The sequence below is a fragment of the Cellulomonas avistercoris genome (genome assembly GCF_014836445.1).
In the GTDB taxonomy this organism is placed as follows: Bacteria; Actinomycetota; Actinomycetes; order Actinomycetales; family Cellulomonadaceae; genus Cellulomonas; species Cellulomonas avistercoris.
The window spans coordinates 88,508-113,478 of the sequence record NZ_JACSQV010000006.1 but is presented as its reverse complement, the minus strand read 5'-3'; the positions used below and the strand labels follow the sequence as shown (position 1 = coordinate 113,478).

The 24,971-nt window shown below is 73.4% G+C and carries 27 protein-coding genes and 1 pseudogene; 3 read left to right on the top strand and 25 right to left on the bottom strand.

The genetic code is table 11. The features are described from left to right. Nucleotides 1–4 precede the first annotated feature (4 nt). Nucleotides 5–1,861, bottom strand: coding sequence for a glutamine--fructose-6-phosphate transaminase (isomerizing) (gene glmS, locus H9657_RS08690; protein WP_191782430.1), 1,857 nt, complete (start codon nucleotides 1,859–1,861; stop codon nucleotides 5–7). Nucleotides 1,862–1,932: 71 nt separating this feature from the next. Between glmS and coaA the strand changes: the two genes are divergently transcribed. Continuing rightward, nucleotides 1,933–2,898 carry a type I pantothenate kinase gene (gene coaA / locus H9657_RS08685; RefSeq protein ID WP_191782428.1) on the top strand — a complete coding sequence of 322 codons (966 nt, stop codon included), beginning with the start codon at nucleotides 1,933–1,935 and terminating at the stop codon, nucleotides 2,896–2,898. A 39-nt stretch (nucleotides 2,899–2,937) separates the two neighbouring features. On the opposite strand, the gene H9657_RS08680 is transcribed toward coaA, so the two are convergent. The 8 genes from H9657_RS08680 to H9657_RS08645 all read right to left on the bottom strand — a co-directional run bounded on the left by H9657_RS08680 (nucleotide 2,938) and on the right by H9657_RS08645 (nucleotide 10,430). Next, nucleotides 2,938–3,489 carry a hypothetical protein gene (locus tag H9657_RS08680; protein ID WP_191782426.1) on the bottom strand — a complete coding sequence of 184 codons (552 nt, stop codon included), beginning with the start codon at nucleotides 3,487–3,489 and terminating at the stop codon, nucleotides 2,938–2,940. A gap of 210 nt (nucleotides 3,490–3,699) precedes the next feature. Further along, on the bottom strand, nucleotides 3,700–4,401 hold the full coding sequence (locus tag H9657_RS08675) for a DedA family protein (RefSeq protein WP_191782423.1): 702 nt from the start codon (nucleotides 4,399–4,401) through the stop codon (nucleotides 3,700–3,702). Nucleotides 4,402–4,492: 91 nt separating this feature from the next. Beyond that, entirely contained in the window at nucleotides 4,493–5,287 is a 795-nt protein-coding gene (locus H9657_RS08670; protein ID WP_191782421.1) for a glutamine amidotransferase, read from the bottom strand. Next, nucleotides 5,287–5,979, bottom strand: a complete 693-nt coding sequence (locus H9657_RS08665; protein WP_191782420.1) for a peptide deformylase — start codon at nucleotides 5,977–5,979, stop codon at nucleotides 5,287–5,289. Before H9657_RS08665 ends, H9657_RS08670 begins: the two co-directional genes overlap by 1 nt. A 52-nt stretch (nucleotides 5,980–6,031) precedes the next feature. Then, nucleotides 6,032–7,381, bottom strand: a complete 1,350-nt coding sequence (gene glmM / locus H9657_RS08660) for a phosphoglucosamine mutase (RefSeq protein WP_191782417.1) — start codon at nucleotides 7,379–7,381, stop codon at nucleotides 6,032–6,034. A 167-nt stretch (nucleotides 7,382–7,548) separates the two neighbouring features. After that, nucleotides 7,549–8,037: a 30S ribosomal protein S9 gene (gene rpsI / locus H9657_RS08655; RefSeq protein ID WP_191782416.1), complete on the bottom strand. Its 489-nt coding sequence runs from the start codon at nucleotides 8,035–8,037 to the stop codon at nucleotides 7,549–7,551. A 43-nt stretch (nucleotides 8,038–8,080) separates the two neighbouring features. After that, on the bottom strand, nucleotides 8,081–8,524 hold the full coding sequence (gene rplM, locus H9657_RS08650) for a 50S ribosomal protein L13 (RefSeq protein ID WP_191782414.1): 444 nt from the start codon (nucleotides 8,522–8,524) through the stop codon (nucleotides 8,081–8,083). 229 nt (nucleotides 8,525–8,753) lie between these two features. After that, a complete protein-coding gene (locus H9657_RS08645) occupies nucleotides 8,754–10,430 on the bottom strand; it encodes an ATP-binding cassette domain-containing protein (RefSeq protein ID WP_191782412.1) in 1,677 nt (558 codons plus the stop codon). Between the two features lie 103 nt (nucleotides 10,431–10,533). Here H9657_RS08645 and H9657_RS08640 point away from each other — a divergent pair, with 103 nt between their 5' ends. Then, complete coding sequence (locus H9657_RS08640) at nucleotides 10,534–11,025, top strand: DUF5709 domain-containing protein (protein ID WP_191782410.1); 492 nt, start codon at nucleotides 10,534–10,536, stop codon at nucleotides 11,023–11,025. A 50-nt stretch (nucleotides 11,026–11,075) separates the two neighbouring features. Here the strand turns inward: H9657_RS08640 and truA are convergent, their stop codons facing one another. Further along, the gene (truA, locus tag H9657_RS08635) at nucleotides 11,076–12,005 is read right to left on the bottom strand and encodes a tRNA pseudouridine(38-40) synthase TruA (protein ID WP_191782408.1); all 930 of its coding nucleotides are present in this window, start codon (nucleotides 12,003–12,005) and stop codon (nucleotides 11,076–11,078) included. Between the two features lie 26 nt (nucleotides 12,006–12,031). On the opposite strand from truA, the gene H9657_RS19035 reads away from it, so the two are divergent. Continuing rightward, on the top strand, nucleotides 12,032–12,805 hold the full coding sequence (locus H9657_RS19035) for an ROK family protein (RefSeq protein WP_318241381.1): 774 nt from the start codon (nucleotides 12,032–12,034) through the stop codon (nucleotides 12,803–12,805). A 111-nt stretch (nucleotides 12,806–12,916) separates the two neighbouring features. Here the strand turns inward: H9657_RS19035 and H9657_RS08630 are convergent. From H9657_RS08630 to H9657_RS08560, 15 genes and pseudogenes are all read right to left on the bottom strand, one after another. Further along, nucleotides 12,917–13,477: pseudogene (locus H9657_RS08630) on the bottom strand (alpha/beta fold hydrolase); the annotation flags it as partial. A 165-nt stretch (nucleotides 13,478–13,642) separates the two neighbouring features. Beyond that, the gene (gene rplQ, locus H9657_RS08625; RefSeq protein WP_191782404.1) at nucleotides 13,643–14,185 is read right to left on the bottom strand and encodes a 50S ribosomal protein L17; all 543 of its coding nucleotides are present in this window, start codon (nucleotides 14,183–14,185) and stop codon (nucleotides 13,643–13,645) included. Between the two features lie 80 nt (nucleotides 14,186–14,265). Continuing rightward, nucleotides 14,266–15,279 carry a DNA-directed RNA polymerase subunit alpha gene (locus tag H9657_RS08620; RefSeq protein WP_191782402.1) on the bottom strand — a complete coding sequence of 338 codons (1,014 nt, stop codon included), beginning with the start codon at nucleotides 15,277–15,279 and terminating at the stop codon, nucleotides 14,266–14,268. A gap of 213 nt (nucleotides 15,280–15,492) precedes the next feature. After that, nucleotides 15,493–15,894: a 30S ribosomal protein S11 gene (rpsK, locus tag H9657_RS08615; RefSeq protein WP_135973018.1), complete on the bottom strand. Its 402-nt coding sequence runs from the start codon at nucleotides 15,892–15,894 to the stop codon at nucleotides 15,493–15,495. 77 nt (nucleotides 15,895–15,971) lie between these two features. After that, nucleotides 15,972–16,352: a 30S ribosomal protein S13 gene (gene rpsM / locus H9657_RS08610; protein WP_191782401.1), complete on the bottom strand. Its 381-nt coding sequence runs from the start codon at nucleotides 16,350–16,352 to the stop codon at nucleotides 15,972–15,974. Between the two features lie 168 nt (nucleotides 16,353–16,520). Beyond that, nucleotides 16,521–16,634: a 50S ribosomal protein L36 gene (rpmJ, locus tag H9657_RS08605; RefSeq protein WP_013117849.1), complete on the bottom strand. Its 114-nt coding sequence runs from the start codon at nucleotides 16,632–16,634 to the stop codon at nucleotides 16,521–16,523. A 68-nt stretch (nucleotides 16,635–16,702) separates the two neighbouring features. After that, a complete protein-coding gene (infA, locus tag H9657_RS08600; protein ID WP_012867920.1) occupies nucleotides 16,703–16,924 on the bottom strand; it encodes a translation initiation factor IF-1 in 222 nt (73 codons plus the stop codon). 261 nt (nucleotides 16,925–17,185) lie between these two features. Continuing rightward, on the bottom strand, nucleotides 17,186–19,108 hold the full coding sequence (locus tag H9657_RS19030; protein ID WP_225214957.1) for a collagen-binding domain-containing protein: 1,923 nt from the start codon (nucleotides 19,106–19,108) through the stop codon (nucleotides 17,186–17,188). A gap of 273 nt (nucleotides 19,109–19,381) precedes the next feature. Continuing rightward, the gene (gene map, locus H9657_RS08590) at nucleotides 19,382–20,215 is read right to left on the bottom strand and encodes a type I methionyl aminopeptidase (RefSeq protein ID WP_191782399.1); all 834 of its coding nucleotides are present in this window, start codon (nucleotides 20,213–20,215) and stop codon (nucleotides 19,382–19,384) included. A 10-nt stretch (nucleotides 20,216–20,225) separates the two neighbouring features. Then, a complete protein-coding gene (locus tag H9657_RS08585) occupies nucleotides 20,226–20,804 on the bottom strand; it encodes an adenylate kinase (RefSeq protein WP_191782397.1) in 579 nt (192 codons plus the stop codon). Then, complete coding sequence (secY, locus tag H9657_RS08580; protein ID WP_191782394.1) at nucleotides 20,801–22,096, bottom strand: preprotein translocase subunit SecY; 1,296 nt, start codon at nucleotides 22,094–22,096, stop codon at nucleotides 20,801–20,803. Before secY ends, H9657_RS08585 begins: the two co-directional genes overlap by 4 nt. Nucleotides 22,097–22,171: 75 nt before the next feature. Next, nucleotides 22,172–22,924: a hypothetical protein gene (locus tag H9657_RS08575; RefSeq protein ID WP_225214956.1), complete on the bottom strand. Its 753-nt coding sequence runs from the start codon at nucleotides 22,922–22,924 to the stop codon at nucleotides 22,172–22,174. 5 nt (nucleotides 22,925–22,929) lie between these two features. Further along, a complete protein-coding gene (locus tag H9657_RS08570; protein ID WP_191782388.1) occupies nucleotides 22,930–23,673 on the bottom strand; it encodes a hypothetical protein in 744 nt (247 codons plus the stop codon). Next, nucleotides 23,670–24,302 (bottom strand): hypothetical protein, encoded by a 633-nt coding sequence (locus tag H9657_RS08565; RefSeq protein ID WP_191782385.1) that lies wholly within the window; start codon nucleotides 24,300–24,302, stop codon nucleotides 23,670–23,672. Before H9657_RS08565 ends, H9657_RS08570 begins: the two co-directional genes overlap by 4 nt. Beyond that, entirely contained in the window at nucleotides 24,299–24,907 is a 609-nt protein-coding gene (locus tag H9657_RS08560; protein ID WP_191782382.1) for a signal peptidase I, read from the bottom strand. The genes H9657_RS08565 and H9657_RS08560 overlap by 4 nt, the downstream gene beginning before the upstream one ends. Between the last annotated feature and the right edge of the window lie 64 nt (nucleotides 24,908–24,971).

Genomic DNA, 24,971 nt, shown 5'->3' with positions numbered 1-24,971 from the left:
CCGGTCACTCGACGGTGACGGACTTCGCGAGGTTGCGCGGCTGGTCGACGTCCAGGCCCTTGGCGTTCGCGAGCTCCGAGGCGAAGATCTGCAGCGGCACGACGGTGAGCAGCGGCGCGAGCAGCGTCGAGGTCTGGGGTACCGAGAACACCTCGTCGGCGTACGGCACGACGGCCTCGTCCCCGTCCTCCGCCACCACGAGCGTCCGTGCGCCGCGCGCGCGGATCTCCTGGATGTTGGAGACGACCTTCGAGTGCAGCGAGTCGCGCCCGCGCGGCGACGGGACGATGACGAACACGGGCTGGCCCGGCTCGATCAGCGCGATCGGGCCGTGCTTGAGCTCGCCGGCGGCGAAGCCCTCGGCGTGGATGTAGGCGAGCTCCTTGAGCTTGAGCGCTCCCTCGAGCGCGACGGGGAAGCCGACGTGCCGGCCCAGGAAGAGCACGGCGGGCGAGTCCGCCATCCAGCGCGCGACCTCCCGGACCCGCTCGGCGCGGTCGAGGACCAGCTGGATCTTGCCGGGCATCTCGCGCAGGTCGGCGAGGGTCGCGGCGATCTCGTCGGGGAACTTGTTGCCCCGCAGCTGCGCCAGGTACAGACCCAGCAGGTACGCCGCGGTGATCTGCGACAGGAACGCCTTGGTCGACGCGACGGCGATCTCCGGGCCCGCGTGGGTGTACAGGACGGCGTCGGCCTCGCGCGGGATCGTCGAGCCGTGGGTGTTGACGATCGCGAGCGTCGTGGCGCCCTGCTCGCTCGCGTGACGCACCGCCATGAGCGTGTCCATCGTCTCGCCGGACTGCGACACGGCGACGACCAGGGTGCGCTCGTCGACCACCGGGTCGCGGTAGCGGAACTCGTGCGCGAGCTCGACCTCGACGGGGATGCGGCACCAGTGCTCGATGGCGTACTTGGCGACGTGGCCCGCGTAGGCGGCCGTGCCGCACGCGACGACGACGATCTTGTCGATCGAGCGCAGCACCGACTCGTCGATGCGCAGCTCGTCGAGCACGAGGCGGCCCGAGACGTCCAGCCGGCCCAGGAGCGTGTCCGCGACCGCCTGGGGCTGGTCGTGGATCTCCTTCTCCATGAAGGACCGGAAGCCGCCCTTCTCGGCGGCGGCGGTGTCCCAGTCCACCGTGTACGGCTTGGCCTCGACGGGCGTCCCCGCGAGGTCCGTGACCGTCACGGACGTCGGCGTGATCGTCACGACCTGGTCCTGCCCCAGCTCGAGCGCCCTGCGCGTCGAGCCGATGAACGCCGCGACGTCCGAGCCCAGGAAGTTCTCGCCGTCACCCAGGCCGACGACCAGCGGTGAGTCGTGCCGCGCGCCGACGACCGTGTCGGGGACGTCCGCGTGCACCGCCAGCAGGGTGAACGTGCCCTGCAGCCGCCGCGCGACCGAGGTCATCGCGGCCGTCAGGTCCTTCACCTCGTCGTACTCGCGGGCCAGCAGGTGCGCGACGACCTCGGTGTCCGTCTCGGAGAGGAACTCGACCCCGGCACCCACGAGCTCGGCCTTCAGGGGCGCGAAGTTCTCGACGATGCCGTTGTGGATGACCGCGAGGCCCCCGGACACGTGCGGGTGCGCGTTGACGTCGGTCGGGCCGCCGTGCGTCGCCCAGCGCGTGTGGCCGATGGCCGCGGTGGCCGGCGGCAGCGGGTGCGCGGCGAGCTCCTCCACCAGGTTGACGAGCTTGCCGGCCTTCTTGGCCGTCGCGAGCCCACCACCGGGCACGACCAGCGCCACACCCGCGGAGTCGTACCCGCGGTACTCCAAACGCCGCAGACCCTCGAGCACCACGTCCAGGGGACGCTCGCTCGGAGTCGCGCTGCCGACGTACCCGACGATTCCGCACATGGGGCCGACTCTACCGGGGCTCCCCGCGCGGACGGGTGGCGCGCGGACCGTCGGCACCAGCACACCGCGTCATGCGGAAGAATCGTCGCGTGCCGTCCCTGGTCCCCGCCACGCCCTACGTCGACCTCGACCGCAGCGCCTGGACCCGCTTGTCGGCCTCGACGCCCCTGCCGCTGACCGACGCCGACGTCGACCGGCTGCGCGGCATCGGCGACCCCATCGACCTCGCCGAGGTCGACGCCATCTACCGTCCGCTCTCGCGCCTGCTCGACCTGTACATCCAGGCGACGCGCGGTCTGCACCACGCGACGAGCACGTTCCTGCGCGAGGACGTCGGCCGCACGCCGTTCGTCATCGGCGTGGCGGGGTCGGTCGCCGTGGGCAAGTCCACGACGGCGCGCCTGCTGCGGGAGCTCATGGCGCGCTGGCCGGCGACGCCGCACGTCGAGCTGGTGACGACGGACGGCTTCCTGCACCCCAACGCCGAGCTCGAGCGTCGCGGCCTGCTCCAGCGCAAGGGCTTCCCCGAGTCCTACGACCGGCGCGCGCTGCTGCGCTTCGTGTCGAAGGTCAAGGCCGGGCGTCCCGAGGTGACGGTCCCCGTGTACGACCACCTCACGTACGACATCGTGCCCGACGCGCACGTGGTGGTGCGGCAGCCGGACGTGCTCATCGTCGAGGGCCTCAACGTGCTGCAGCCGGCACGCCCCACCCTGGCGGGCACGTCGAACCTCGCGCTGAGCGACTTCTTCGACTTCTCGATCTACGTCGACGCCCGCACGTCCGACGTCAAGCAGTGGTACGTGGACCGGTTCCTCTCGCTGCGGGAGACGGCGTTCGCGCGCCCGGAGTCGTACTTCCACCGGTACGCGTCACTCACCGACGACGAGGCGGTCGCGCGCGCCGAGAGCATCTGGGACAGCATCAACGCGCCGAACCTCGAGGAGAACATCCTGCCGACGCGCAGCCGCGCCACGCTGGTGCTCACCAAGGGGCCGGACCACGCGGTGCAGCGGGTGCGGCTGCGCAAGATCTGACGTCCCGCCGCACGGTGCCCGACGTGCCCGGCCCTCGCCTCAGGGCGTGGGCGCCTGCGCCGTGCCGCCCGGCACGAGCGCGACGGGGTGCTCGGTGCGGTCGACGACGTCGAGCTGCTCGAGCGCCGCGGGCAGGCCGTCGTCGGAGCACGCCGCCTCGCGCGGCAGCAGGACGGCCGCACCCAGCGCGTCGACGAGCCACACCTGGGCGACGATCCCGACGCCGCACGCGGCGGACGCGCGCGTCATGACGCCGACCAGCGGTTCCAGGTCACCCTCGAGCCGCGTCGACGTGACCGCCCACCACCGGCCGGCCGAGTCGCGCAGCGTCGTGCCGCGGTCGCACAGCAGCGCGGTGTCGGGGACGAACCCGTCGGGTGGCAGCCCTCGCGTCGTCGCCGCCGGGGCGCCGGTGCGCAGCGACGCGTCGAGCTCGAGCCCGAGCGCGTCGAGCACCTCCGCGTCCAGGCAGCTCGCGTCCGTGCGGACCTCGGCGGTCGTGACGGCGGGCTGTGCGGCGACCGACTGGCTGCAGCCCGCGAGCGCGAGCACGGCGATCGCCGTCGTCGCACCACGTCCTGCTGCCCGCACCGTCGACCTCCGCCGTCTCGTCCCCGGACGCACGGGGTCGGACCCCTGCTCGTCGTGGGGCCTCGCGGTGGGCGGGGAGCGTGACGTCGACGTCGCGCTCCCTCGAGCGTAGGACGCGCCGGGCACCGGAGCGCACCCGGCCGACCGGTCGATACCGGATCGTTGTCACAGCGGTCGTATCGTGAGGTCACCGTGACCTCCGACTGGCCGTCAGGCGGCCGTGCCCTCGCCCGGCCGCACGCGCGCGTCGCCCACGACGGCGGGTGGGGCGTCGGACGTCGCCCCCTGGTCGATCGCGGCCGACGCGTCCTGCGCGGGTGGCGGCTCGATGCGCAGCCAGCGCCGCAGGACCCGGTCGACGACGAGCCCGATCACGAACCCGCCGAGGACCCCCACGCCCACGCCGATGATCGGCGAGTGCCCCAGCACGGTCCCCGTGCCGATCCCGATGAGGGTCGAGTAGAGAGCCCAGGTCACCGCGGCGATCCCGGTGAGGAGCACGAAGCGCCGACGGCGGAAGCCGAGCGCCCCGGCCGTCATGTTGACCGCGACCCGACCGACGGGGATGTAGCGGGCCGCGATGATGAACGCGGCGCCACGGTCGCGCAGCGCCCGCTCGGCCCAGTCCAGGAGCGCCTGCCCGCGCCGGCCGCGGAAGCCGCGCAGTCGGCGGATGGGCAGGGCCCTGCCGATCTGGAACGCGATCTGGTCGCCCGTGAACGCCCCGAGGGCCGCGACCGCGATGACCGGCCACAGCACGGGGCTGCCCGTCGAGGTCGACAACGAGGCGAGCCCGATGACCAGCGACTCGCTGGGTACCGGCGGGAAGAACCCGTCCACCGTCGCGAACCCGAGCAGCGCCGCGAAGACCCACGGCGACGCCGCGAGGTCGAGTGCCCACTGCTCGAGCACGTGCCCTCCCCTCGTCGTACCCACCCCGGTGGTGGCGACGTGACCACGCTAGGTGCGCACCGCTCCCCGGCACATCGGGTATTCCCCCGAATCAGCCCTGAGGAACGGTGATCTCGTCCCCCAGGTCCGTACGGTGCCGACCGGTCTCCCCCCGCGGGTGGACGTACCGCTCGACGAACGCCCGCAGCACCCCCGGCACCGTGCGCACGCCGCTGGTGCGCGCGTCGGCCACGACCTGCGCCGCCTCGGCGGGGTCGAAGTACCCGTCGTAGCGGTACGCCTCGACGCGCGTCGCGAGCCCGTCGACGTCGAGCTCCGGGTGGAACTGCGTGGCATACACGTTGCTGCCCACGCGGAACGCCTGGACGGGTGCCGTGCTCGACGTCGCGAGCAGCACCGCGTGGGGCGGCAGCGCGCTGAGCCCCTCCTTGTGCCCCACGAACGCTCCGAAGCGCGCGGGGCCGACGCCCATGACGGGGTCGGCCCGCCCGGCGGCCGTGAGCTCGACGGTGACCGCGCCGACGGGCTCGGGGTGCGCACGGTCCACGACGCCCCCCTGGTGCCGGCCCAGGGTGCCGATGCCGTAGCAGGCCCCGAAGAAGGGGTGGTCGGCGGGCACGACCGCGTCCAGCAGCCGCGCGAGGTCCGCCTCGACGCGGCGCTGCACCGCCGACTTGGCGTCCTCGGGGTCGCTCACGCAGAACGGCCCCCCGCCCAGCACGATGCCGGACCACGCGTCGAGGTCCACGGCGCCGAGCGGTGCGGCCTCGAGGCGCACGCGACGCAGCGTCGACTCGTCGAGACCCGTGCACCGCAGCATCGCGGCGTACTCGTCGTCCGCAGGCGCGGCCTCGGGACGCACCCCCAGGAACAGGAACGGCTTCATCACCTCTCCTCCCCGGCACTCCCCCGTGCCGTCCGCGGCAGCTCGAAGCCCAGCGCCCGCGCGGCCTCGCGCGGGACCGGCTCCGCTCCCCAGTGTGCGCCCCAGGCGTCCGTCGCGGAGAGCGAGCGCGGCATCGCACGGTCGACGTAGAGCGTGCCGCGCAGGTGGTCGGTCTCGTGCTGGACGATCCGCGCGGGCCAGCCGCGCAGGACCTCGTCGATCGGCGCACCCGTCTCGTCGTGCCCCGTGAGGCGCACCGTCCGCGCGCGCGCCACGACCGCCTGGTACCCGACGACGCTCAGGCAGCCCTCGTAGAAGGCGACCTGCTCGTCGTCGACCGGCTCGTAGGACGGGTCGACCAGCACCCGGTACGCCAGCGCGGGCCGCTCCCGCACCTGGGCCACCTCGCCGTCGCCCGCTCCCGGGTCCTCGACGACCGCGAGGGCCAGCGGGATCCCGATCTGCGGTGCGGCCAGACCGACGCCCGGCGCCGCCCGCATCGTGCGGTGCATGAGCGCGAGCAGCTCGGTGAGCTCGTCGGCCGCGAGCCCGCCGTCGTACGGCCGCGCCACGGCGCGGAGCACCGGGTGCCCGGCTTGGACGATCGGCGCGACGGCGTCGGGTCCCGCGGCGCGCGCCGCGTCCAGCGTGCGTCGCACCAGGTCCCGCGCGATGCGGTCGCTCTCGGACATCCCGTCCTCCTCCTCCAGCCGCGGCCGACGCCGGCGACGCCGGCGGCTGACCTCACAGCGACAGGCGCTCCCGGACCACTCCCGCGAGCTCGTTCGCGACGGCGTCGGCCTCCTGCTGCGTGGCGGCCTCGACCATGACGCGCACGAGCGGCTCGGTGCCCGACGGGCGCAGCAGCACGCGTCCGGTGTCGCCGAGCGACGCGGTCGCGGCGGCGACGGCCTGCGCGAGCACGTGGTCGTCGGTGCGCGAGCGGTCCACGTCCGGCACGTTGACCAGGATCTGCGGCAGCCGGCGGACGACCCCCGCCAGCTCGGCCAGCGGACGTCCGGTCTGCACGACGCGCGCCGCGAGGTGCAGGGCCGTCAGGAGGCCGTCACCCGTGGTCGCGTGGGCCGCCATGATGATGTGGCCGGACTGCTCGCCGCCCAGGCCGAACCCGCCGGCGCGCATGGCCTCGAGCACGTACCGGTCACCGACGCCCGTCTCGACGGTCGCGATCCCCGCCTCGCGCATCGCGATCCGCAGGCCGAGGTTGCTCATCACCGTCGTGACGAGGGTGCCGTGCGGCAGGTCGCCGCGCTCGTGCATCGCGACGGCGAGCACGCCCATGATCTGGTCGCCGTCGACGAGCTGACCGCTCGCGTCGACCGCCAGGCAGCGGTCGGCGTCGCCGTCGAGCGCGACGCCGAGGTCCGCGTGCGCGGCCACGACGGCGGCCTGCAGGTGCTCGGGGTGCGTGGACCCGCACGCCTCGTTGATGTTGCGGCCGTCGGGCGACGCGTTGATGACCACGACGTCCGCGCCCGCCTGGCGCAGCGCGACGGGGCCGACCTCGCTCGCGGCACCGTTGGCGCAGTCGATGACGATGCGCAGGCCGTCGAGGCGCGTGGCGCCGATCGTCGCGACGAGGTGGTCCACGTACTGCTGGCCGGCGAGGTTGAGGTCCATGCGGATCCGACCGACGTCGGCGCCCAGGGGCCGGTCCCAGTCCTCGCCCATGCGCGCCTCGATGGCCGCCTCGACGTCGTCGTCGAGCTTCTGGCCACCGCGCGCGAGGAACTTGATGCCGTTGTCCGGCATGGGGTTGTGCGACGCGGACAGCACCACACCGATGTCGACGCCGCGCGCCGCCGTCAGGTAGGCCACCGCCGGCGTCGGCAGGACGCCGACGTTGTCGACGTCGACGCCCGCGGAGGCCAGGCCCGCGGCGACGGCCGCCGAGAGGAACTCGCCCGAGATGCGCGAGTCACGGCCGATCAGCGCACGCGGACGGTGCCCGGCGAAGTCCCCCCGCGAGGCCAGCACGTGCGCCGCGGCGACGGACGCGTCGAGCGCGACCTCCGCCGTGACGTCCCGGTTCGCCAGACCGCGTACCCCGTCGGTCCCGAACAGTCGACCCATTCCCGGCTCCTTCGTCCTGCCGACCGCCCGCCCCCGTGAGGACGCTGCCGGCGCCGTGCCTGATCCGTTCCCGGCGTCGCGAGCCGCGCGCCGGCCCGCAGTGCCCCGACATGCCGATGGCCCCGGCGGTCTGTCGACCGTCGGGGCCATCGGGCCGGAGCGCTGGGTCAGCGCTTCGAGTACTGCGGCGCCTTGCGGGCCTTCTTGAGACCCGCCTTCTTGCGCTCCACCACGCGAGCGTCACGCGTGAGGAAGCCGGCCTTCTTGAGCGCCGGACGGTTGTTCTCCGCGTCGATCGCGTTGAGCGCGCGGGCGATGCCCAGGCGCAGCGCGCCGGCCTGGCCGGAGACGCCACCACCGGTGATGCGCGCGACGACGTCGAAACGACCCTCGACGTCCACGAGCTTCAGCGGGGAGTTGACGAGCTGCTGGTGCACCTTGTTCGGGAAGTACTCCTCGAGGGCGCGGCCGTTGATCTTCCACTGGCCGGTGCCGGGCACCAGACGGACGCGGGCGACGGCCTCCTTGCGGCGGCCGAGCGCCTGGCCCGGTGCCGTGAGGGACTGCCCGCGGCCGGTGGGCGCGACGGTCTCGGAGGTGTAGCTGGTGGGCGTGTCGTCGCCCTCGTACTCGGTCTCGACGGTGGTCTGAGCCACGGGATCCTCGCGTTCTAGTTTCTCTGCCGCAGCAGCCGGGGGCTTACTGCGCCACCTGGGTGAGCTCGAACGGCTTCGGCTGCTGGGCCGCGTGCGGGTGCTCCGCACCGCGGTAGACCTTGAGCTTGCTGATCTGCCCGCGACCGAGGGTCGTGTGGGGCAGCATGCCGCGAACGGCCTTCTCGATCGCACGCTCCGGGTGCTTCTCGAGGAGGTCGACGTAACGGGTCGCCCGCAGACCACCCGGGTAACCGGAGTGGCGGTAGGCGAGCTTGGTCTCCCGCTTGTTGCCGGTCAGCGCGACCTTCTCCGCGTTGATGACGATGACGAAGTCGCCGCCGTCGACGTGAGGAGCGAAGGTCGCCTTGTGCTTGCCGCGCAGCAGGGTGGCCACGTGGCTGGCCAGACGACCGAGCACGACGTCGGTCGCGTCGATGACGTACCAGTTCCGCTCGACGTCGCCGGGCTTCGGGGTGTACGTGCGCACGGGGTTGCCTCTGTCTCGTGATACGTGTCGTGGCCGGGCGCGCAGGGCGACCGGCCGAGGATGGCTGCCGGAGCATCCCGCCCGGCGAGTGGGATCGCACCAGGACGTCCATCGGCACCCGGTGGTGAGAAGCCACCGGTGCGCGACAGGGGACGCACAACGACGCACCAGACTACCCGGCCCGGCTCCGCCAGGCAAAACAGGTGGCAGGCGTCACGTGCGTCGGTCCCTACCGTACGCGCTGCACCCGCCCCGCGTCCCACACGGGCTCCGGCGTCTCGAGCACCGAGCCGTCGGACCCGAACACCAGGTAGCGGTCGAACGTGCGCGTGAACCACCGGTCGTGCGTCACCGCGAGCACCGTGCCGTCGAACGCCGCGAGCCCCGCCTCGAGGGCCTCGGCCGAGTGCAGGTCGAGGTTGTCGGTGGGCTCGTCGAGGAGCAGCAGGGTCGCGCCGCCGAGCTCCAGCAGCAGGATCTGCAGGCGCGCCTGCTGACCGCCGGACAGCGTCTCGTACCGCTGCTCGGCCGCCGCGACGAGCTCGTAGCGGTCCAGCGCGCGGCTCGCGGCCTCGCGACCCAGCCCGGCGCGGTGGCCGTCACCCCGGTGCAGGACCTCCAGCAGCGTGCGCCCCACGAGCTCGGGGTGCGCGTGGTTCTGCGCGAACCACCCGGGCCGCACGCGCGACCCCAGCACGACCGACCCCGTGTGGGCGACGGGCGCGACCGGCACGTCACCCGCGGGCGCGTGCTCGGGGTCGGAGCCGCCGGCCGCGAGCAGCCGCAGGAAGTGCGACTTGCCCGAGCCGTTGGCACCCAGCACCGCGACGCGCTCGCCGTACCAGACCTCGAGGTCGAACGGCCGCATGAGGCCGGTGAGCTCGAGGTCCTGCGCGACCACGGCCCGCTTGGCCGTCCGCCCGCCGCGCAGCCGCACGCTCACCTGCTGGTCGCGCGCGACGACGGCCGGCGGCCCGGCCTCCTCGAACTTGCGCAGCCGCGTCTGCGCGGCCTGGTAGCGCGAGGCCAGGCCGTCGTTGAACGCGGCCTTCGTCTTGAGCGTCACGACGAGCTCGCGCAGCTGCGCGTGCTCCTCCTCCCAGCGCCGCAGCAGCTCCTCGTGACGCGCGCGCCGGTCGGCTCGCGCCTGCCCGTAGGTCGCGAAGTCGCCGCCGTGCACCCAGACGCGCGCGCCGCCCTCGGCCGGCTCCAGGGTCGCGACGTGGGTCGCGACGCGTGCGAGCAGCTCACGGTCGTGGCTGACGAACAGCACGGTGCGGCCGCTCGCGACGAGCCGGTCCTCGAGCCAGCGCTTGGTCGGCACGTCCAGGGCGTTGTCCGGCTCGTCGAGCAGCAGCACCTCGTCCGGCCCGCGCAGGAGCGCCTCCAGCACGAGCCGCTTCTGCTCGCCGCCGGACAGCGTGCGCACGTACCGGTGCTGCGCCCGTTCGAACGGCAGCGAGAGCACCGCGTCGGTCACCCGGTCCCAGCCGACCTCGGCCTCGTACCCGCCGACGTCGGCCCAGTCCGCGAGCGCCTGCGCGTAGCGCATCTGCGTCGGCTCGTCGTCCGTCTCCATCATGGCCAGCTCGGCGGCGGCGAGCTCGGCCGCCGCCTCACGGACCGCCGCGGGCGCGAGGCCGGCGAGCAGGTCCCGCACGCTGCGCTCGTCGTCGATGCGCCCGACGTCCTGCCGCATGACGCCCAGGCCCCCGCTGCGCTGCACCGACCCCTCGTGCGCCGCGGTGTCGCCGGTGACGATGCGCAGCAGCGTCGACTTGCCGACGCCGTTGGGCCCGACGAGCGCCACGCGGGCACCGTCCCCGACGCGGAACGTCACGTCGTGCAGCAGAGGACGCCCGTCGGGGAGCGTGTAGCCGACACCGCCGACGTCGAGATGACCCATGCGGATCAGTGTGGGGCCCGCCGCGCAGGGGCGGGAAGCGCATTGCGGGGCGCGCACCGCGGTCCTGTGGCGGGACCGTGCGAGCAGTGCTTGGGTCGGGGGCATGAGCGAGGACACCCCAGCAACCAGCACCGACCCGGCCCTGGGCAGCGAGGGCGACAGCAACCAGCTGCCCGGCGAGGACACGATGGTCGAGCGCGGCGTGACCGACCCGCTCGACGAGGGCATCACCGTGCCCGAGCGCCCGCGGCCGGCCTCCGCGCACTTCGGCGAGACGGCGTGGGAGGAGGCCCGCGGCGAGACGCTCGACCAGCGCGTGGCGCAGGAGGAGCCGGAGGTCTGGGAGGCCGAGACGCCGCCCGCCCCGCACCGCGACGAGCTGCGTGCCGGACGCCTGGTCGAGGACGACGACGCGGTCGAGGCCGGCGGGACCGACGAGTTCGCGGTCGACGCGGGCGTCGACGGCGGCGCCGCGTCCGCCGAGGAGGCGGCCGTGCACGTCATCGAGGAGGAGTACGTGGGCGCCTGGGCCACGGACGACGACGACGAGGTCACGTCGCAGGACGTCGGCGGCGAGGAGCCCCGCACGCCCTGAGCCGGCAGTGACGTCGCCGGGACCGCGCCCGTCGCGTGGTGCCGGCGACGTCAGCCGCAGCAGCCGGGCACGGGCGGCGCACCGTCCACGTCGTCGGCGCTGCGGCGCGCGCGCGTCTGCTCCGCACGGCCCTCCAGCTCGTCGTCCGCGGGGTACGTGACCTCCTCGAGCGTCAGGCCGTGCGCCGGGACGACGGTCGCGCCGCCGTGCCGCACGCGCCCGTCGAGGAGCTCGCGCGGCCACGTGACGGGCCGTCGCCCCTCCCCCACGGCGATGCTCGCACCGACCAGCGCCCGCACCATCGAGTGGCAGAACGCGTCGGCCTGCACGTGGGCCACGACGAGCCCGGCGTCGGGACCCGCGTCGGGCCGCGACCAGCCGAAGGCCTCGAGCGTGCGGATCGTCGTCGCGTCCGGACGCGGCTTGCAGTAGGCCGCGAAGTCGTGGCGCCCCACGAGCGTGCCGGCCGCGGCGTCCATCGCGGCGACGTCGAGCGGCCGGCGGTGCCACAGGACCCAGCCCCGACGCAGCGGGTCACGCGTGGCCGGGGTGTCGCACACCCGGTAGGCGTAGCGCCGGCGCAGCGCGGAGAACCGCGCGTCGAACCCGTCGGGCGCACGGCGCACGGCCCGGACCACCAGGTCGTCCGGCAGGACGCCCGCCAGGCGCGTCGCGAGCGCGTCCACGTCCTGACGGTCCGACCGGCCGCGCGCGGCCGCCAGCGCGCCCGTCACGACGTCCACGTGGGCCACCTGACCCCGCGCGTGCACGCCGGCGTCGGTGCGCCCGGCGACCGTCACGCGCGGCACGGGCTCGCCACGCGGCTCGCTGCGCAGCACCGTCGCGAGACCCGCCTCGAGCTCACCCTGCACGGTCCGCAGACCCGGCTGCCGGGCCCAGCCGGCGAACCGCCCGCCGTCGTACGCCAGGTCCAGACGCAGGCGCACGGTGCGCGTCTCCTCGCCGGTCACGGGCCCCACCGTAACCGGCGGGCTACCGTGGCACGGTGCACCGTCCGTCCGAGCCGTACACGCTGGCCGTCGACTGCGGCGGCAGCGGGATCAAGGCGTCCGTGCTCGACGCCGCCGGCACGTTGCACGCCCCGGCCGTGCGCGTCCCCACGCCGTACCCCCTGCCCCCGCAGCGCCTGGCGGACACGATCGCCGACATCGCCGCCGGCCTGCCGGTCGCGCAGCGCGCCACCGTGGGCGTCCCCGGGATGGTCCGCCACGGCGTCGTCGTCGCCACACCGCACTACGTGACCCGCTCCGGACCGCGCAGCGCCGTGGTGCCCGAGCTGCGCGCCGCGTGGGCCGGCTGCGACGTGCAGGCGCTGCTGACCGCGCGCCTCGGCATCCCGACGCTCGTCCTGAACGACGCCGAGGTGCACGGTGCCGGCGTGGTCTCCGGCACGGGCCTCGAGCTCGTCCTCACGCTCGGCACGGGCCTGGGCGCCGCACTGTTCGACGGCGGGCGGCTGGCGCCCCACCTGGAGCTGTCGCACGCCCCGGTGCGGTGGGGCACGACGTACGACGCGTACGTCGGCGAGCACGAGCGCGCGCGCCTCGGGGACGCGCTGTGGTCACGACGGGTCCGCAAGGTCGTCGAGGGGCTGCGGCCCGTCTTCCACTGGGACCGCCTGTACCTCGGCGGCGGCAACTCCCGGCGCGTGTCGCCGCCCACGCTCGAACGGCTCGGCGACGACGTCGTCGTCGTGCCCAACCGGGCCGGCATCGTCGGGGGCGTCCGCGCGTGGGACCTGCGCACGCACGACGCCTGACGGCTCCGCCCGGGCGTCGAGGTCGTCGAGCACCTCCAGCAGCACGCGCGTGAAGCGCACGGGCTGCACGAGGCTGACCAGGTGGGTGGCCCCCGGCACGACCACGAGGTGGCCCTCCCGGCAGGCGGCCACGAAGCGCCGCTCCTCACCGCGGAAGTGGTCGAACCGGCCGTTGACGATCCAGACGGGCACGTCGAGGCGCGCGAGGTCGGTCAGCGGGTCCGCGCGCCGCATCGCGCGCATGGTGTCCCCGACGACGTCGAGGGCGAAGCCGCCCGCCCCGACGTCGACGGCAGCCTGCGGCGGCAGCGTGCGGTCGACGAGCGCCTGGTTGATGGCCGCCCCGCGGTCGGGCAGGCGCGCGAAGAACCCGTCCGCCGCCGCCGCCCAGGCGCGCAGGACGGCCGGGTACGGCCGCGAGCTGCAGGCCGCCGCCACGAGCCCGGCGACCTGCTCGGGGTAGCGCGCCGCGTGCGCGACGGCGACGTACCCGCCGAGCGAGAGGCCGACGACGAGCGCCCGTCCCCCGACGGCGTCGACACCGTCCCGTACGGCCTGCAGCGCGCCGTCCCACGTGAACGTCTCCGCGATGCGCTCACCGTGCCCGGGGAGGTCCACGGCGAGCGCGACGTGACCGGCGCGCTCGAGGGCCTCGACCTGCGCGCGCCACATCGTGCGGGACGCCCGCAGGCCGTGCACGAGGACGACGGGCAGTGCCGGGGCCATGGGCCGAGGCTATGCGGGCACGGGTGCACCCGCCCGAGGGACGCAGCAGGCGGGACGGCACAGGGCCCGGACACCGTGCGGTGTCCGGGCCCTGTCGTGGTGCGGGGTGCGTCAGGCCTTGGCGTCCTCGACGGGAGCGTCCTCGACCTTGGCGTCCTCGACCGGGGCGTCCTCGACGGGAGCGTCCTCGACCGGAGCGTCCTCGACCGGCTTGTCCTCGGACTTCGCCGCCTTCTTGGGCGCTGCCTTCTCGGTGGCGCGGGTGGCCTCCTTGACGACGGCCTGCTTGGGCGACAGCGGCTCGAGGACGAGCTCGATGACGGCCATGGGGGCGTTGTCGCCCTTGCGCGGACCGATCTTGGTGATGCGCGTGTAGCCGCCCTGGCGGTCGGCCACGGCCGGCGCGATCTCCGTGAACAGGGTGTGCACGACACCCTTGTCCTTCACGACGGTCAGCACGCGGCGACGCGCGTGCAGGTCGCCGCGCTTGGCGAACGTGATGAGGCGCTCGGCCAGGGGACGCAGGCGCTTGGCCTTCGTCTCCGTGGTCGTGATCCTCCGGTGCTCGAACAGCGCCGTCGCGAGGTTCGCGAGGATGAGCCGCTCGTGCGCCGGGCTACCACCGAGCCTGGGACCCTTGGTGGGCGTGGGCATGGTCTCTACTCCTTGGGTTCTGCGATGAGGGCGACGTCCCGTGGCCGGCGCGTCAGCGCACGGTCACGGGAGCACCTACGTCAGTACTGCTCGTCCTCGACGAAGTCGGTCTCGTCGTCCCCGTAGTAGCCGCCGGCGGCCGAGGGGTCGAAGTCCAGCGGGCTGTCCTTGAGCGTCAGGCCGAGCTCGGCCAGCTTCTCCTTGACCTCGGTGATCGACTTCGCACCGAAGTTGCGGATGTCCAGCAGGTCCGCCTCGGACCGCGCCACGAGCTCGCCCACGGAGTGGATGCCCTCGCGCTTGAGGCAGTTGTAGGACCGGATCGTCAGCTGCAGGTCCTCGATCGGCAGCGCCAGGTCCGCAGCCAGGGCGGCGTCGGTCGGCGACGGGCCGATCTCGATGCCCTCCGCCTCGACGTTGAGCTCACGGGCGAGCCCGAACAGCTCCACCAGCGTGCGGCCGGCCGACGCGAGGGCGTCGCGCGGGCTGATCGCCGGCTTCGTCTCGACGTCGACGATGAGCTTGTCGAAGTCGGTGCGCTGCTCGACACGGGTCGCCTCGACCTTGTAGGTCACCTTGAGGACCGGCGAGTAGATCGAGTCGATCGGGATGCGGCCGATCTCGGCGTCGAACGACTTGTTCTGGTTCGCCGACACGTAGCCACGGCCGCGCTCGACGGTCAGCTCGATCTCGAGCTTGCCCTTCTCGTTCAGCGTGGCCAGGTGCAGCTCGGGGTTGTGCACCTCGACGCCGGCGGGCGGCACGATGTCCGCGCCGGAGACCTCACCCGCACCCTGCTTGCGCAGGTACATCACGACGGGCTCGTCGTTCTCGGAGGAGACGACGAGGTTCTTGATGTTGAGGATGATCTCGGTGACGTCCTCCTTGACACCCGGGATCGTCGAGAACTCGTGCAGCACGCCGTCGATACGGATCGACGTCACAGCGGCGCCCGGGATGGACGACAGGAGCGTCCGGCGCATGGAGTTGCCGAGGGTGTAGCCGAAGCCGGGCTCGAGGGGCTCGATGGAGAACCGCGAACGGTGCTCCGAGATGACCTCTTCGGTCAGGGTGGGACGCTGTGCGATCAGCACGGTGTGATTCCTCTCCGCGAGCGTCCGCCATATGACGCTTTCGCAGGTACTGCGTGCCTGGACGTGCCTCGGTCTGCACGCCTGGGCGTAAGTGCTGTGGTGGACCGACGCGCCCACGGTCGGCTGCCCCCTGCGGGGCGGCCGCACGTGCTGCGCGGCGGGCACGCGACGGCCGGGACGGGTACCACGGGTACCGTCCCGGCCGGACGCGGGTCAGACGCGGCGACGCTTCGGCGGACGGCAGCCGTTGTGGGCCTGCGGCGTCACGTCCTGGATCGAGCCGACCTCCAGGCCGGTGGCCTGCAGCGAGCGGATCGCGGTCTCACGGCCCGAGCCGGGGCCCTTGACGAAGACGTCGACCTTGCGCATGCCGTGCTCCTGCGCCTTGCGGGCCGCCGCCTCGGCAGCGAGCTGCGCGGCGAACGGCGTCGACTTGCGGGAGCCCTTGAAGCCCACCTGGCCCGACGACGCCCAGGCGATCACGGCGCCCGACGGGTCGGTGATGGACACGATGGTGTTGTTGAACGTGCTCTTGATGTGCGCCTGGCCGTGGGAGACGTTCTTCTTCTCCTTGCGGCGCGGCTTGCGCACGGCGGTACGGGACTTGGGAGGCATCTTTTCTTCTCTCGGGGTCTGCGGGTCGGTGGGCCGACGGGCGGGCGGTCAGCGACAGGCGCGACCAGCCCGCTGCGTCACTTGCGCCCGGCCTTCTTCTTGCCGGCGACGGTGCGCTTGGGGCCCTTGCGGGTACGCGCGTTGGTCTTGGTGCGCTGACCACGCACCGGGAGGCCGCGGCGGTGACGCAGACCCTCGTAGCTGCCGATCTCGACCTTGCGGCGGATGTCGGCGGCGATCTCGCGACGGAGGTCACCCTCGAGCTTGAAGCTCCCCTCGAGGAAGTCGCGCAGTGCGACCAGCTCGGTGTCGCCCAGGTCCTTGACCCGGACGTCGGGGCTGATGCCCGTGGCGGCCAGGGCCTGCTGCGCACGCGTGCGCCCGACCCCGAAGATGTACGTGAGGGCGACCTCGACCCGCTTGTCGCGGGGCAGGTCGACACCGATGAGACGTGCCATGTGCCTGGTGGCTCCTGTACTGCACTCGGAGGTCTGCCGCACCGTCCTCCCGCAGTCCTTGCGGGCCCCAGCCTCCGAGCTGGGGGTTCACCGTGACCTGGGCCGGAGCCGGGGTCACGGGGCGGCGGTGCGCTTGCTGCCCCCGGGAGGGGGCGGTGGTGCTGCTGCTCAGCCCTGGCGCTGCTTGTGGCGCAGGTTCTCGCAGATCACCTGGACGCGACCGTGCCGGCGGATCACCTTGCACTTGTCGCAGATCTTCTTGACGCTCGGCTTGACCTTCATCGCGTTCGTTCCTCCGCCGCCGCGCCCGGGCCACGTGGGTCCGACCGACGGCGTCTCGATGGTGGTGGTTACTTGTAGCGGTAGACGATGCGCCCGCGGGACAGGTCGTACGGGCTGAGCTCGACCACCACACGGTCCTCGGGGAGGATCCGGATGTAGTGCTGGCGCATCTTGCCTGAGATGTGCGCGAGCACCTTGTGGCCGTTGGCCAGCTCCACGCGGAACATCGCGTTGGGCAGCGCTTCGACCACGCTGCCCTCGATCTCGATGACGCCGTCCTTCTTGGCCATGTCCTCCGCTAACTGTCGTGCTCGACTTGTCCTGCCGGTGGTCGTACCACCCCTGGACCGTCCGCAGGACGTGCCGGACCCGCACGAGATCGTGCGGCCTGATCATGGGGTGACTGGTCGCCGAACGAACGGCGCACACAACCAACGAGCAATCATACGGCATCCCGACGCCGGTCGGTACCGGCCTGCGTCGCCGTACGCCCCGCGCAACGGAGCGCGTGGCCCGGGGGGGGCGGGGGGGGGCCCCGCCCCCGGGGGTGCTCAGCGTTCGACGGACCTCACCCGACGAGCGCGCGCAGCGAGGATCAGCGTCCCGGCCAGCAGGAGCACGCCCGCCGACAGGGCGACGCCTCCGGCCGACGCACCGGTGACCGCCAGCACGTCGCCGCCCTCTGCCGCCGCCCCCGAGGTGGGCCCGGAGGTCTCGACGCCGACGGCTGCCGTCGGGGTCGGCGTCGCGGTGTCCGACGGCTGCGCGCCCACGGTCGACGTCGGCTCAGCCGTCGGGGTCGCCGTGGGCTCGACCGTCGCCGTGGGCTCGACGGTCGGCGTCGCTCCTGCTGTGGGTCCGGCCGTCGGCTCGACGGTCGGGCCGGCCGTCGGCTGAACCGTCGGCTCGGCCGTCGGCTCGGCCGTCGGCTGAACGGTCGGCTCGGCCGTCGGCTGAACGGTCGGCTCGGCCGTCGGCTGGAGGGTCGGCTCGACCGTCGGCTCGACCGTCGGCTCGACCGTCGGCTCGACCGTCGGCTGGACGGTCGGCTCGGCCGTCGGCTCAACGGTCGGCTCGGCCGTCGGCTCGACGGTCGGCTGAACGGTCGGCTCAGCCGTCGGCTGGAGGGTCGGCTCGGCCGTCGGCTGAACCGTCGGTTCGGCGGTCGGCCCGGCCGTCGGCTGAACCGTCGGCTCGACGGTCGGCTCGGCGGTCGGCTGAACCGTCGGCTCGGCGGTCGGCTGAACCGTCGGCTCGGCGGTGGGCGTCGGCACGACCGAGCTGCTCGTGCACGGCACGCTGCCGAGGAACAGGCTGGTGTGCACCTCCTTGCCGGGGGCGATGCCCACGAAGCTCTCGGCCACGATCTGCCCCTCGAACTCGCGGTCGTCGACCACGACGCGAGCCGCCGGCGCGTACACCGCACCGCGGACCGGCTCGTTCGGCGCCCGGAGCGTCACCGTCCCGGTCAGGTCGGACAGGTCCCACAGGACGTAGCTCGCCATGTCTCCGTCCTTGCCGGCCTGCGCGACGCTCGGCAGGACGAGGACCCCACCCACGACGTCGGCGGGCGTGACCTTGACGATGAGGGAGCTGCCGGTCGAACCGTGTCCCGCGAGCGCGAACTTGCCGATGCCGCCGTACCGGGTGACGAGGGCGGACAAGGTGGTGCGGTTGGCGCCACCGGGCGCGAGGACGATCGGCTGGTTCTGGTCCGACGGGTAGGTCGGAGCGAGCCAGCCGTCGGTCTGCGCCAGCAGCGCCGTCCCCGCGTCCGGCCCGAAGTAGTCCGTGAACGCGTGCTGCGCCTGGAGCGTCGAGGCCTCGGCCGGCGTCTGCGTGAACGACTCGATGCCGGGCCGCTGGTTCGCGTTCAGACCGCCCCACGCGGATGTCGCACCCGCCCAGAAGGCGAGATGACCTGCGCTCTCGAAGCCAGGCCGCACCTCGAAGCCGGGGGGCGTGGACGTGTCCACGAGCACCGCGTGGCCGTCCAGATCCCCGTAGCCCGTGACGCCTGCGCTGCCCTGCGTCTTGACCTTCACCGCGCGGGCGGGCCCGTCCCCCGGGGTGTAGGCGTTGACGAGGAGGCGGTTCACGTGGCCGTCGACCACCGGCAGTCCGTACGCGGCGTTGCCGGCGATGGCGTGCACGATCGGGAAGTCGCCCTGGTGCGTGCTGCCCACGGTCAGGGTGCCGCCGACCGCGAGTGACCCCTCGACCTCGCTGTTGTCGAGCAGCGTGTCTCCGGAGGTCCAGATCGTGTACCCGTGATCGGCGCCGACGGGCGTCGCGACACCCATGGGGTTGACCGTCTCACCCGCCACGCACACGCCGGCGACGTCCGCCTGGACGGGGCCGGCGACGAGGCCGACGGACAGCATCACCACGCTCCCGGCGAGCGCCGCTGCTGCGGCGCGTCGACGCAGCGCTCTCCTGCTGCTGCGCACGGGGGTGGTACGGGGGCGGTCCATCGGTGTCTGCTCCTTCGTCGCGGCGGCCAGTCGGCCGCTGCGACGCACCGTCGCGCGATGATCGCCACGCACGGCCGCCTTCACTCTCCCCCGCTCGCGACGGGGGGCGCCTCGACGGTGCAGGGTGCACGCCCGCGGGCACCGTCCGCTCACTCCTTCGTGGGCGACGTCACCCTCTCGGAGCCACGACCCCCGTCTCCGCCACCTCACCGCGGTCGAGTCGGAACGACCGATGTCGCGGTGCCGGCTCGACGGCCGGCCGGGCGGCTGAGGTCAGAGCGAGGCGACCTCGACACCGAGGGCGCGCAGCCGCGCGGCGCCGCCGTCCCGCGCGGTGAGCACGACGATGCCGTCCTCGAGCAGCGCGACGGTGTGCTCCCAGTGGGCGGCACGCGAGCCGTCGTCGGTGACGACGGTCCAGTCGTCGGCCAGCGTCCGGTTGGCCTGGTCGCCGCGGACCAGCATCGGCTCGACCGCCACGCACAGCCCCGGCCGGAGCTTGAGGCCGCGGTCGCGGGTCCGGAAGTTCGGGACGTCGGGCGGCTGGTGCATGGCCGTGCCGATCCCGTGGCCGACGTAGTCCTCGACGATGCCGAACGGGGCCGAGCCGCTGCGCGCGGCCGCGGTCTCGACGACCTCCTCGACGGCCTCCCCCACCGCGCCGAGCCGCTCGCCGGTGGCGAGCGCCGCGATGCCGGCCCACATGGCGTCCTCGGTCGTGGCCGCGAGCTCGACGTCCGCGGGGTCGGCGGGGTCCAGGACGACCGTGAAGGCGGAGTCGCCGTGCCAGCCGTCGACGATCGCGCCGCAGTCCACGGAGACGACGTCACCGGGCTGGAGCACACGCGAGCCCGGGATCCCGTGGACGATCTCGTCGTTGACGGAGACGCAGAGCGAGGCGGGGTACCCGTGGTAGCCGAGGAACGACGGCGTGGCACCGGCGGACGTGATGACGTCCTCCGCCACCGCGTCGAGCCGGGCGGTCGTCACACCCGGCGCCAGCGCGGCGCGGACGGCGTCGAGCGCGTCCGCCACGACCAGGCCGGCACGCCGCATGACCGCGACCTGCTCCGGGGTCTTGTACTCGACGCGCTCGCGCCCGAACACGGCCGCTCCCCTAGGAGGCGGACGGGCTCAGCACCGCCAGGAGCCGAGCCGTGACGTCGTCGACCTCGCCGAGCCCGTCGACCTGCACGAGCAGGCCGCGGGCGGCGTAGACCTGCGAGATGGGCGCCGTCTGCTCGGCGTACACGTCGAGCCGGTGGCGGACGACGTCCTCGGTGTCGTCCGCGCGCCCCTCGATCTGCGCGCGCTTCGTCAGACGGTCGACCACGACCTGCGGGTCCACGGTGAGCTCCACCGCGAGGTCCAGCTCGTGCCCCGCGGACGCCAGGATCTCGTCGAGCGCCGCGACCTGGGCGACGTTGCGGGGGTACCCGTCGAGCAGGAACCCGTCGACGGCGTCCGCCTGCGCGAGGCGGTCACGGACGAGCTCGTTGGTGAGCTCGTCCGGGACCAGCGCGCCCGACGCCGTGATGTCCTGCACGCGTCGCCCGAGCTCCGTGCCGTTCTTGATGTTGGAGCGGAAGATGTCGCCGGTCGAGATGGCCGGGACGCCCAGCTCCTCGGCCAGGCGCGCGGCCTGCGTTCCCTTGCCCGCACCGGGGGGGCCGAGCAGGACCAGACGTGAACTCAACGCAAGAACCCTTCGTAGTGCCGCTGCTGCAGCTGGGACTCGATCTGCTTGACGGTCTCGAGGCCGACGCCCACCACGATGAGGATCGACGCCCCGCCGAACGGGATGTTGGCACCGACGCCGAGCACGATGAAGGCGATCATCGGGATCAGCGCGACGAGGGCGAGGTAGAGCGAGCCCGGCGTCGTGATACGCGTGATCACGTAGTCGAGGTACTCGGCCGTCGGACGGCCGGCCCGGATCCCCGGGATGAAGCCGCCGTACTTCTTCATGTTGTCCGCGACCTCGTCCGGGTTGAACGTGATCGCCGTGTAGAAGAAGCAGAAGAAGATGATCAGGACGATGTAGAGGGCCATGTGCAGCGGCGCGGCCGGGTCGGCCACGTTCACGCTGATCCACTGCACCCAGCCCGCGGTCGCGTCACCGAACTGCGCGATCAGCGTCGGCACCGCGAGCAGCGACGACGCGAAGATCACGGGGATGACGCCGGCCATGTTGATCTTGATCGGGATGTAGGTGCTCGACCCGCCGTACATGCGGCGGCCGACCATGCGCTTCGCGTACTGCACCGGGATGCGGCGCTGCGACTGCTCCACGAACACGACGAGCCCGATGACCAGCACGACGATCGCGAGGACGGCGATGAACTTGCCGACGCCGTTGTTGCCGCCGGCGATGGACCACAGGGCGCCGGGGAACGACGCGGCGATGGACGTGAAGATGAGCAGCGACATGCCGTTGCCGACACCGCGCTCGGTGATGAGCTCGCCGAACCACATGATCAGGCCGGTGCCCGCGGTCATCGTGATGACCATGATGAGCAGCGTCAGCGGCGTGTCGTTCGGGATGACGTCGAGCGTGCAGCCCTGGAACAGGTTGCCGCTGCGCGCGAACGTGATGATCGTCGTCGACTGCAGGATCGCCAGGCCGATGGTCAGGTACCGCGTGTACTGCGTCAGCTTCGCGGTGCCGGACTGCCCCTCCTTGTGGAGCTCCTCGAACTTGGGGATCACCACGCGCAGCAGCTGCACGATGATGCTCGCCGTGATGTACGGCATGATCCCGAGCGAGAAGACGGACAGCTGCAGGAGCGCGCCGCCGCTGAACAGGTTGACCAGGCCCAGCAGGTCGTTGTCCGCGGTCTGCTCGATACAGGCCTGCACGTTGGGATAGCTGACCCCGGGGGTCGGCAGGAAGGACCCGGCGCGGAAGAGCACCATCATCCCGATGGTGAAGAGCAGCTTGCGCCGCAGGTCGGGCGTCCTGAACGCCCGAGCGAATGCACTGAGCACCTGTCGTCCTCCTGCTGTGTGGGCCGTCCTCCGACCCCGTCGCCGTCGATGAGCGGGACGGACCGCCGGTAGAGACTACCCCGCGGACGGCGTGGTGCCGGCCCCGCCCGGGTTCTGGACGTCGCGACGTCGTCGAGCGGCGCCGAGAAGGGTCGATCCGACGCCGATGGCGACGACCGCGAGGAGGGCCGCACGGAGCGCGTCGAGGCCCGTGAGGGCGAGGGCGGCGGCCGAGCCGGCCCCGGGAGCGGCGGCGATGCCCCCGGATGCGCCCGGGACGGGAGTCGGCGCGGACGTCGGGGTGTCGCCCTGGATCTGCACCCGCACGACGAACGACGCCTGCCGCGCCCCGGCCGCGGAGCGGTTGCCGCTCGTCGCGGCGAGGGGCAGCTCGTACGCCACCTGCAGGTGCGTCGACGCCCCCTGCGCGAGGTGGGTCTGCGCGATGAGGGTCTCCTGCGCGTCCGCGAGCGCGGCGAACGACGCGCCGTCGGTCTGCGACGCGGTGTCCCAGTCGAGGCGGAGGTCGTCGTAGAACGGGTCGACGGAGCCGGCCGGCGGGTCGAGCAGGTCGACCTGCGTCACCCACGCGCGGAGCGTGCCGCCGCTCGGGCCGTCGTTGCGCACGGTCACCGAGCGCACCGCTCGGTCGCCCGGCACGGTCACGGGCACCCCGACGAACGAGCTCTCGGCGGTCGCGCGCGTCGAGCCGTCCCACGCGAGCGACAGCGTCGGGCCGGTCCAGGCCACGTCGACGGCGGCCGTGGCGGCTGCCGCGGGCGCGACGGTCAGGAGCAGGGCGAGGACACCCCCTGCGGCGTGGCGCACGGCCCTCACGGGGTGCCGCCCGGACGGGTCGTCGTGAACGTGAAGGTCAGGCGGTGGGTGGGCTCGGCCGCGGGGTCGAGCGTCTGGGCCACGGTCGCGCGCCACGTGTCGCTGGTGTCGGTGACCTCCCGGGGAGTGGCCATGCCCGGGGTGTCGGGTGTGCCGGTCACGGTCGCGGTGTTCTCGTGCGTGCCGGTGACCGGGACGAACGTCGCGACGAGGCACCAGTACTCGGACGTCAGCGCCCTGGTCGAGGTGTAGGCGGTGCTCCACGGCGTCGCGGTCGTCGTCGCGGTCCCCGTCGTCGACGTCGTGCACGCCGCCTGCGACGCCACCTTGTACAGCGCCCAGGTCGACGCCCCGAACACACCGCCGGAGACGGAGGGCGTGACCGTGTACGACAGGCCGCGGTGACCCTGCGCGAGCGAGTCGACCTGGACGGGGATCGCCACGGCGCCGCCCGTCGCCGTCGTGCCGTACAGCGTCGCCGCCTGCGCAGGGCCGAACTCGAAGACGAGCGACTGGCCGTCCGCGGTCGCGTAGGTCGCGAGCGAGCCAGGCGTGGCCGGGGCACCGACGCCGAACACGGTGACACCCACGGGCATCGCGGCCGTGCCCCTCTCCTGGTCGCGCCACAGCGCGAAGGTGCCGCCGGTGCCGGCGCCCACGAGGACCGCCGCCAGCACCACGGCAGCCGTGAGGACCCAGCCGTGCGGTCGACGCCACGAGGGGCGCGTCGCGGTCGTCACGAGAACCCGGCCCCCGTCCGCACCTGCGCGAGCTCGATCACGACCGTGCCGAGCGACGTCGCCGGCTGCGAGTCGACGGCGGTGGGCGCGACGACGAACGACGACGTGCCGGTGTAGGCGAGCGTGACGGTGACCGACCACGGCGTGGACCCCCATGCCGCCACCTGGGCGGGCGTGATGTTCGCGCCGCCGCTCGGGACCGTGACGGGCGACCCGACCGCGGCGGGTGTCGACGACGTCCCGCCGGGGGTGGTGACCACGTAGGTGGCCGTGACCCGTCCGGCCGGGGTCAGGCTCGGCGGGGTGTCCCACCGGACGTTGACGCGCGCGGCCAGGTTGTCACCGGTGAGCGTCGTGCGGAACTCCTGGCGCACGGTGAACGTGTCCCCGGGCGTCGCGAGGTGGTTCGCGGTCACGTAGTCGCTCTGCGTGGGCACGGCATGGGTGATGCCCGGGGTCGTCTCGCTCCACTGCGGGGTGCCGACGAGCGCGAGGTCCAGGTTGCCCGCGCGGACGACAGGCATGGCGAGTGAGGCGTCCTTGCCCCACATGGCGTAGGTGATGCCGGCCGTCGCACCCGCGACGACCAGGGCCGTCGCGACGAGCGACAGCGCGCGGCGGCGCCTCATCGGGTCTCCTCCTGGACGTGTGCGAGCGCGGGGAGGTCAGGGGTGAGCGCGGCGGGGCTCTCCGCTGCGTCGGCGCGACGGCGCTCGGGACGCAGGACCATGAACGCGCCGTAGCCGAGCAGCGCGACGGCGACGCCCACGACGAGCAGCCCGCGCTGCTGGCCGAGGTAGAGCGACGCGTACCCGACGTACGGCACGTGGTACATGACCTCCGCCTTGACCTGAGCGGGCACGAGCGGGTCGTCGTCGGCGCTGTTGGCGTCGCCGCGCGTGACGAACATCGTGCCCTCGGCGGTGAAGATCTTCTCCACCACACGGTGCGTGATGAGCGTCGGGTCGTCCGACACCGGCTGGAACGTGACGACATCGCCGACCTGGACCTCGGCCGCGACGTCCTTGACGCCGCGGACGACGACCACGTCGCCGGGATCGTACGTGGGGACCATCGAGCCGGTGAGCACCGTCAGTGCGGCACCGTCGACGACCTTGGGGACCACCGCGAGCGCCACGGCCGCGGCGAGCAGCACGAGGAGCGCGAAGGTCGTGAGGGTCGACAGGAGGCCGGAGAGCCAGCTGTCGCGCGGGGCGGCGGGCGTGGTCCTCATCGGTCCTCCTCGGGTGGTCGGCGGTACGGGGCGGGGGGGGGGGGGGGGGGGGGGGCGCCCCCCC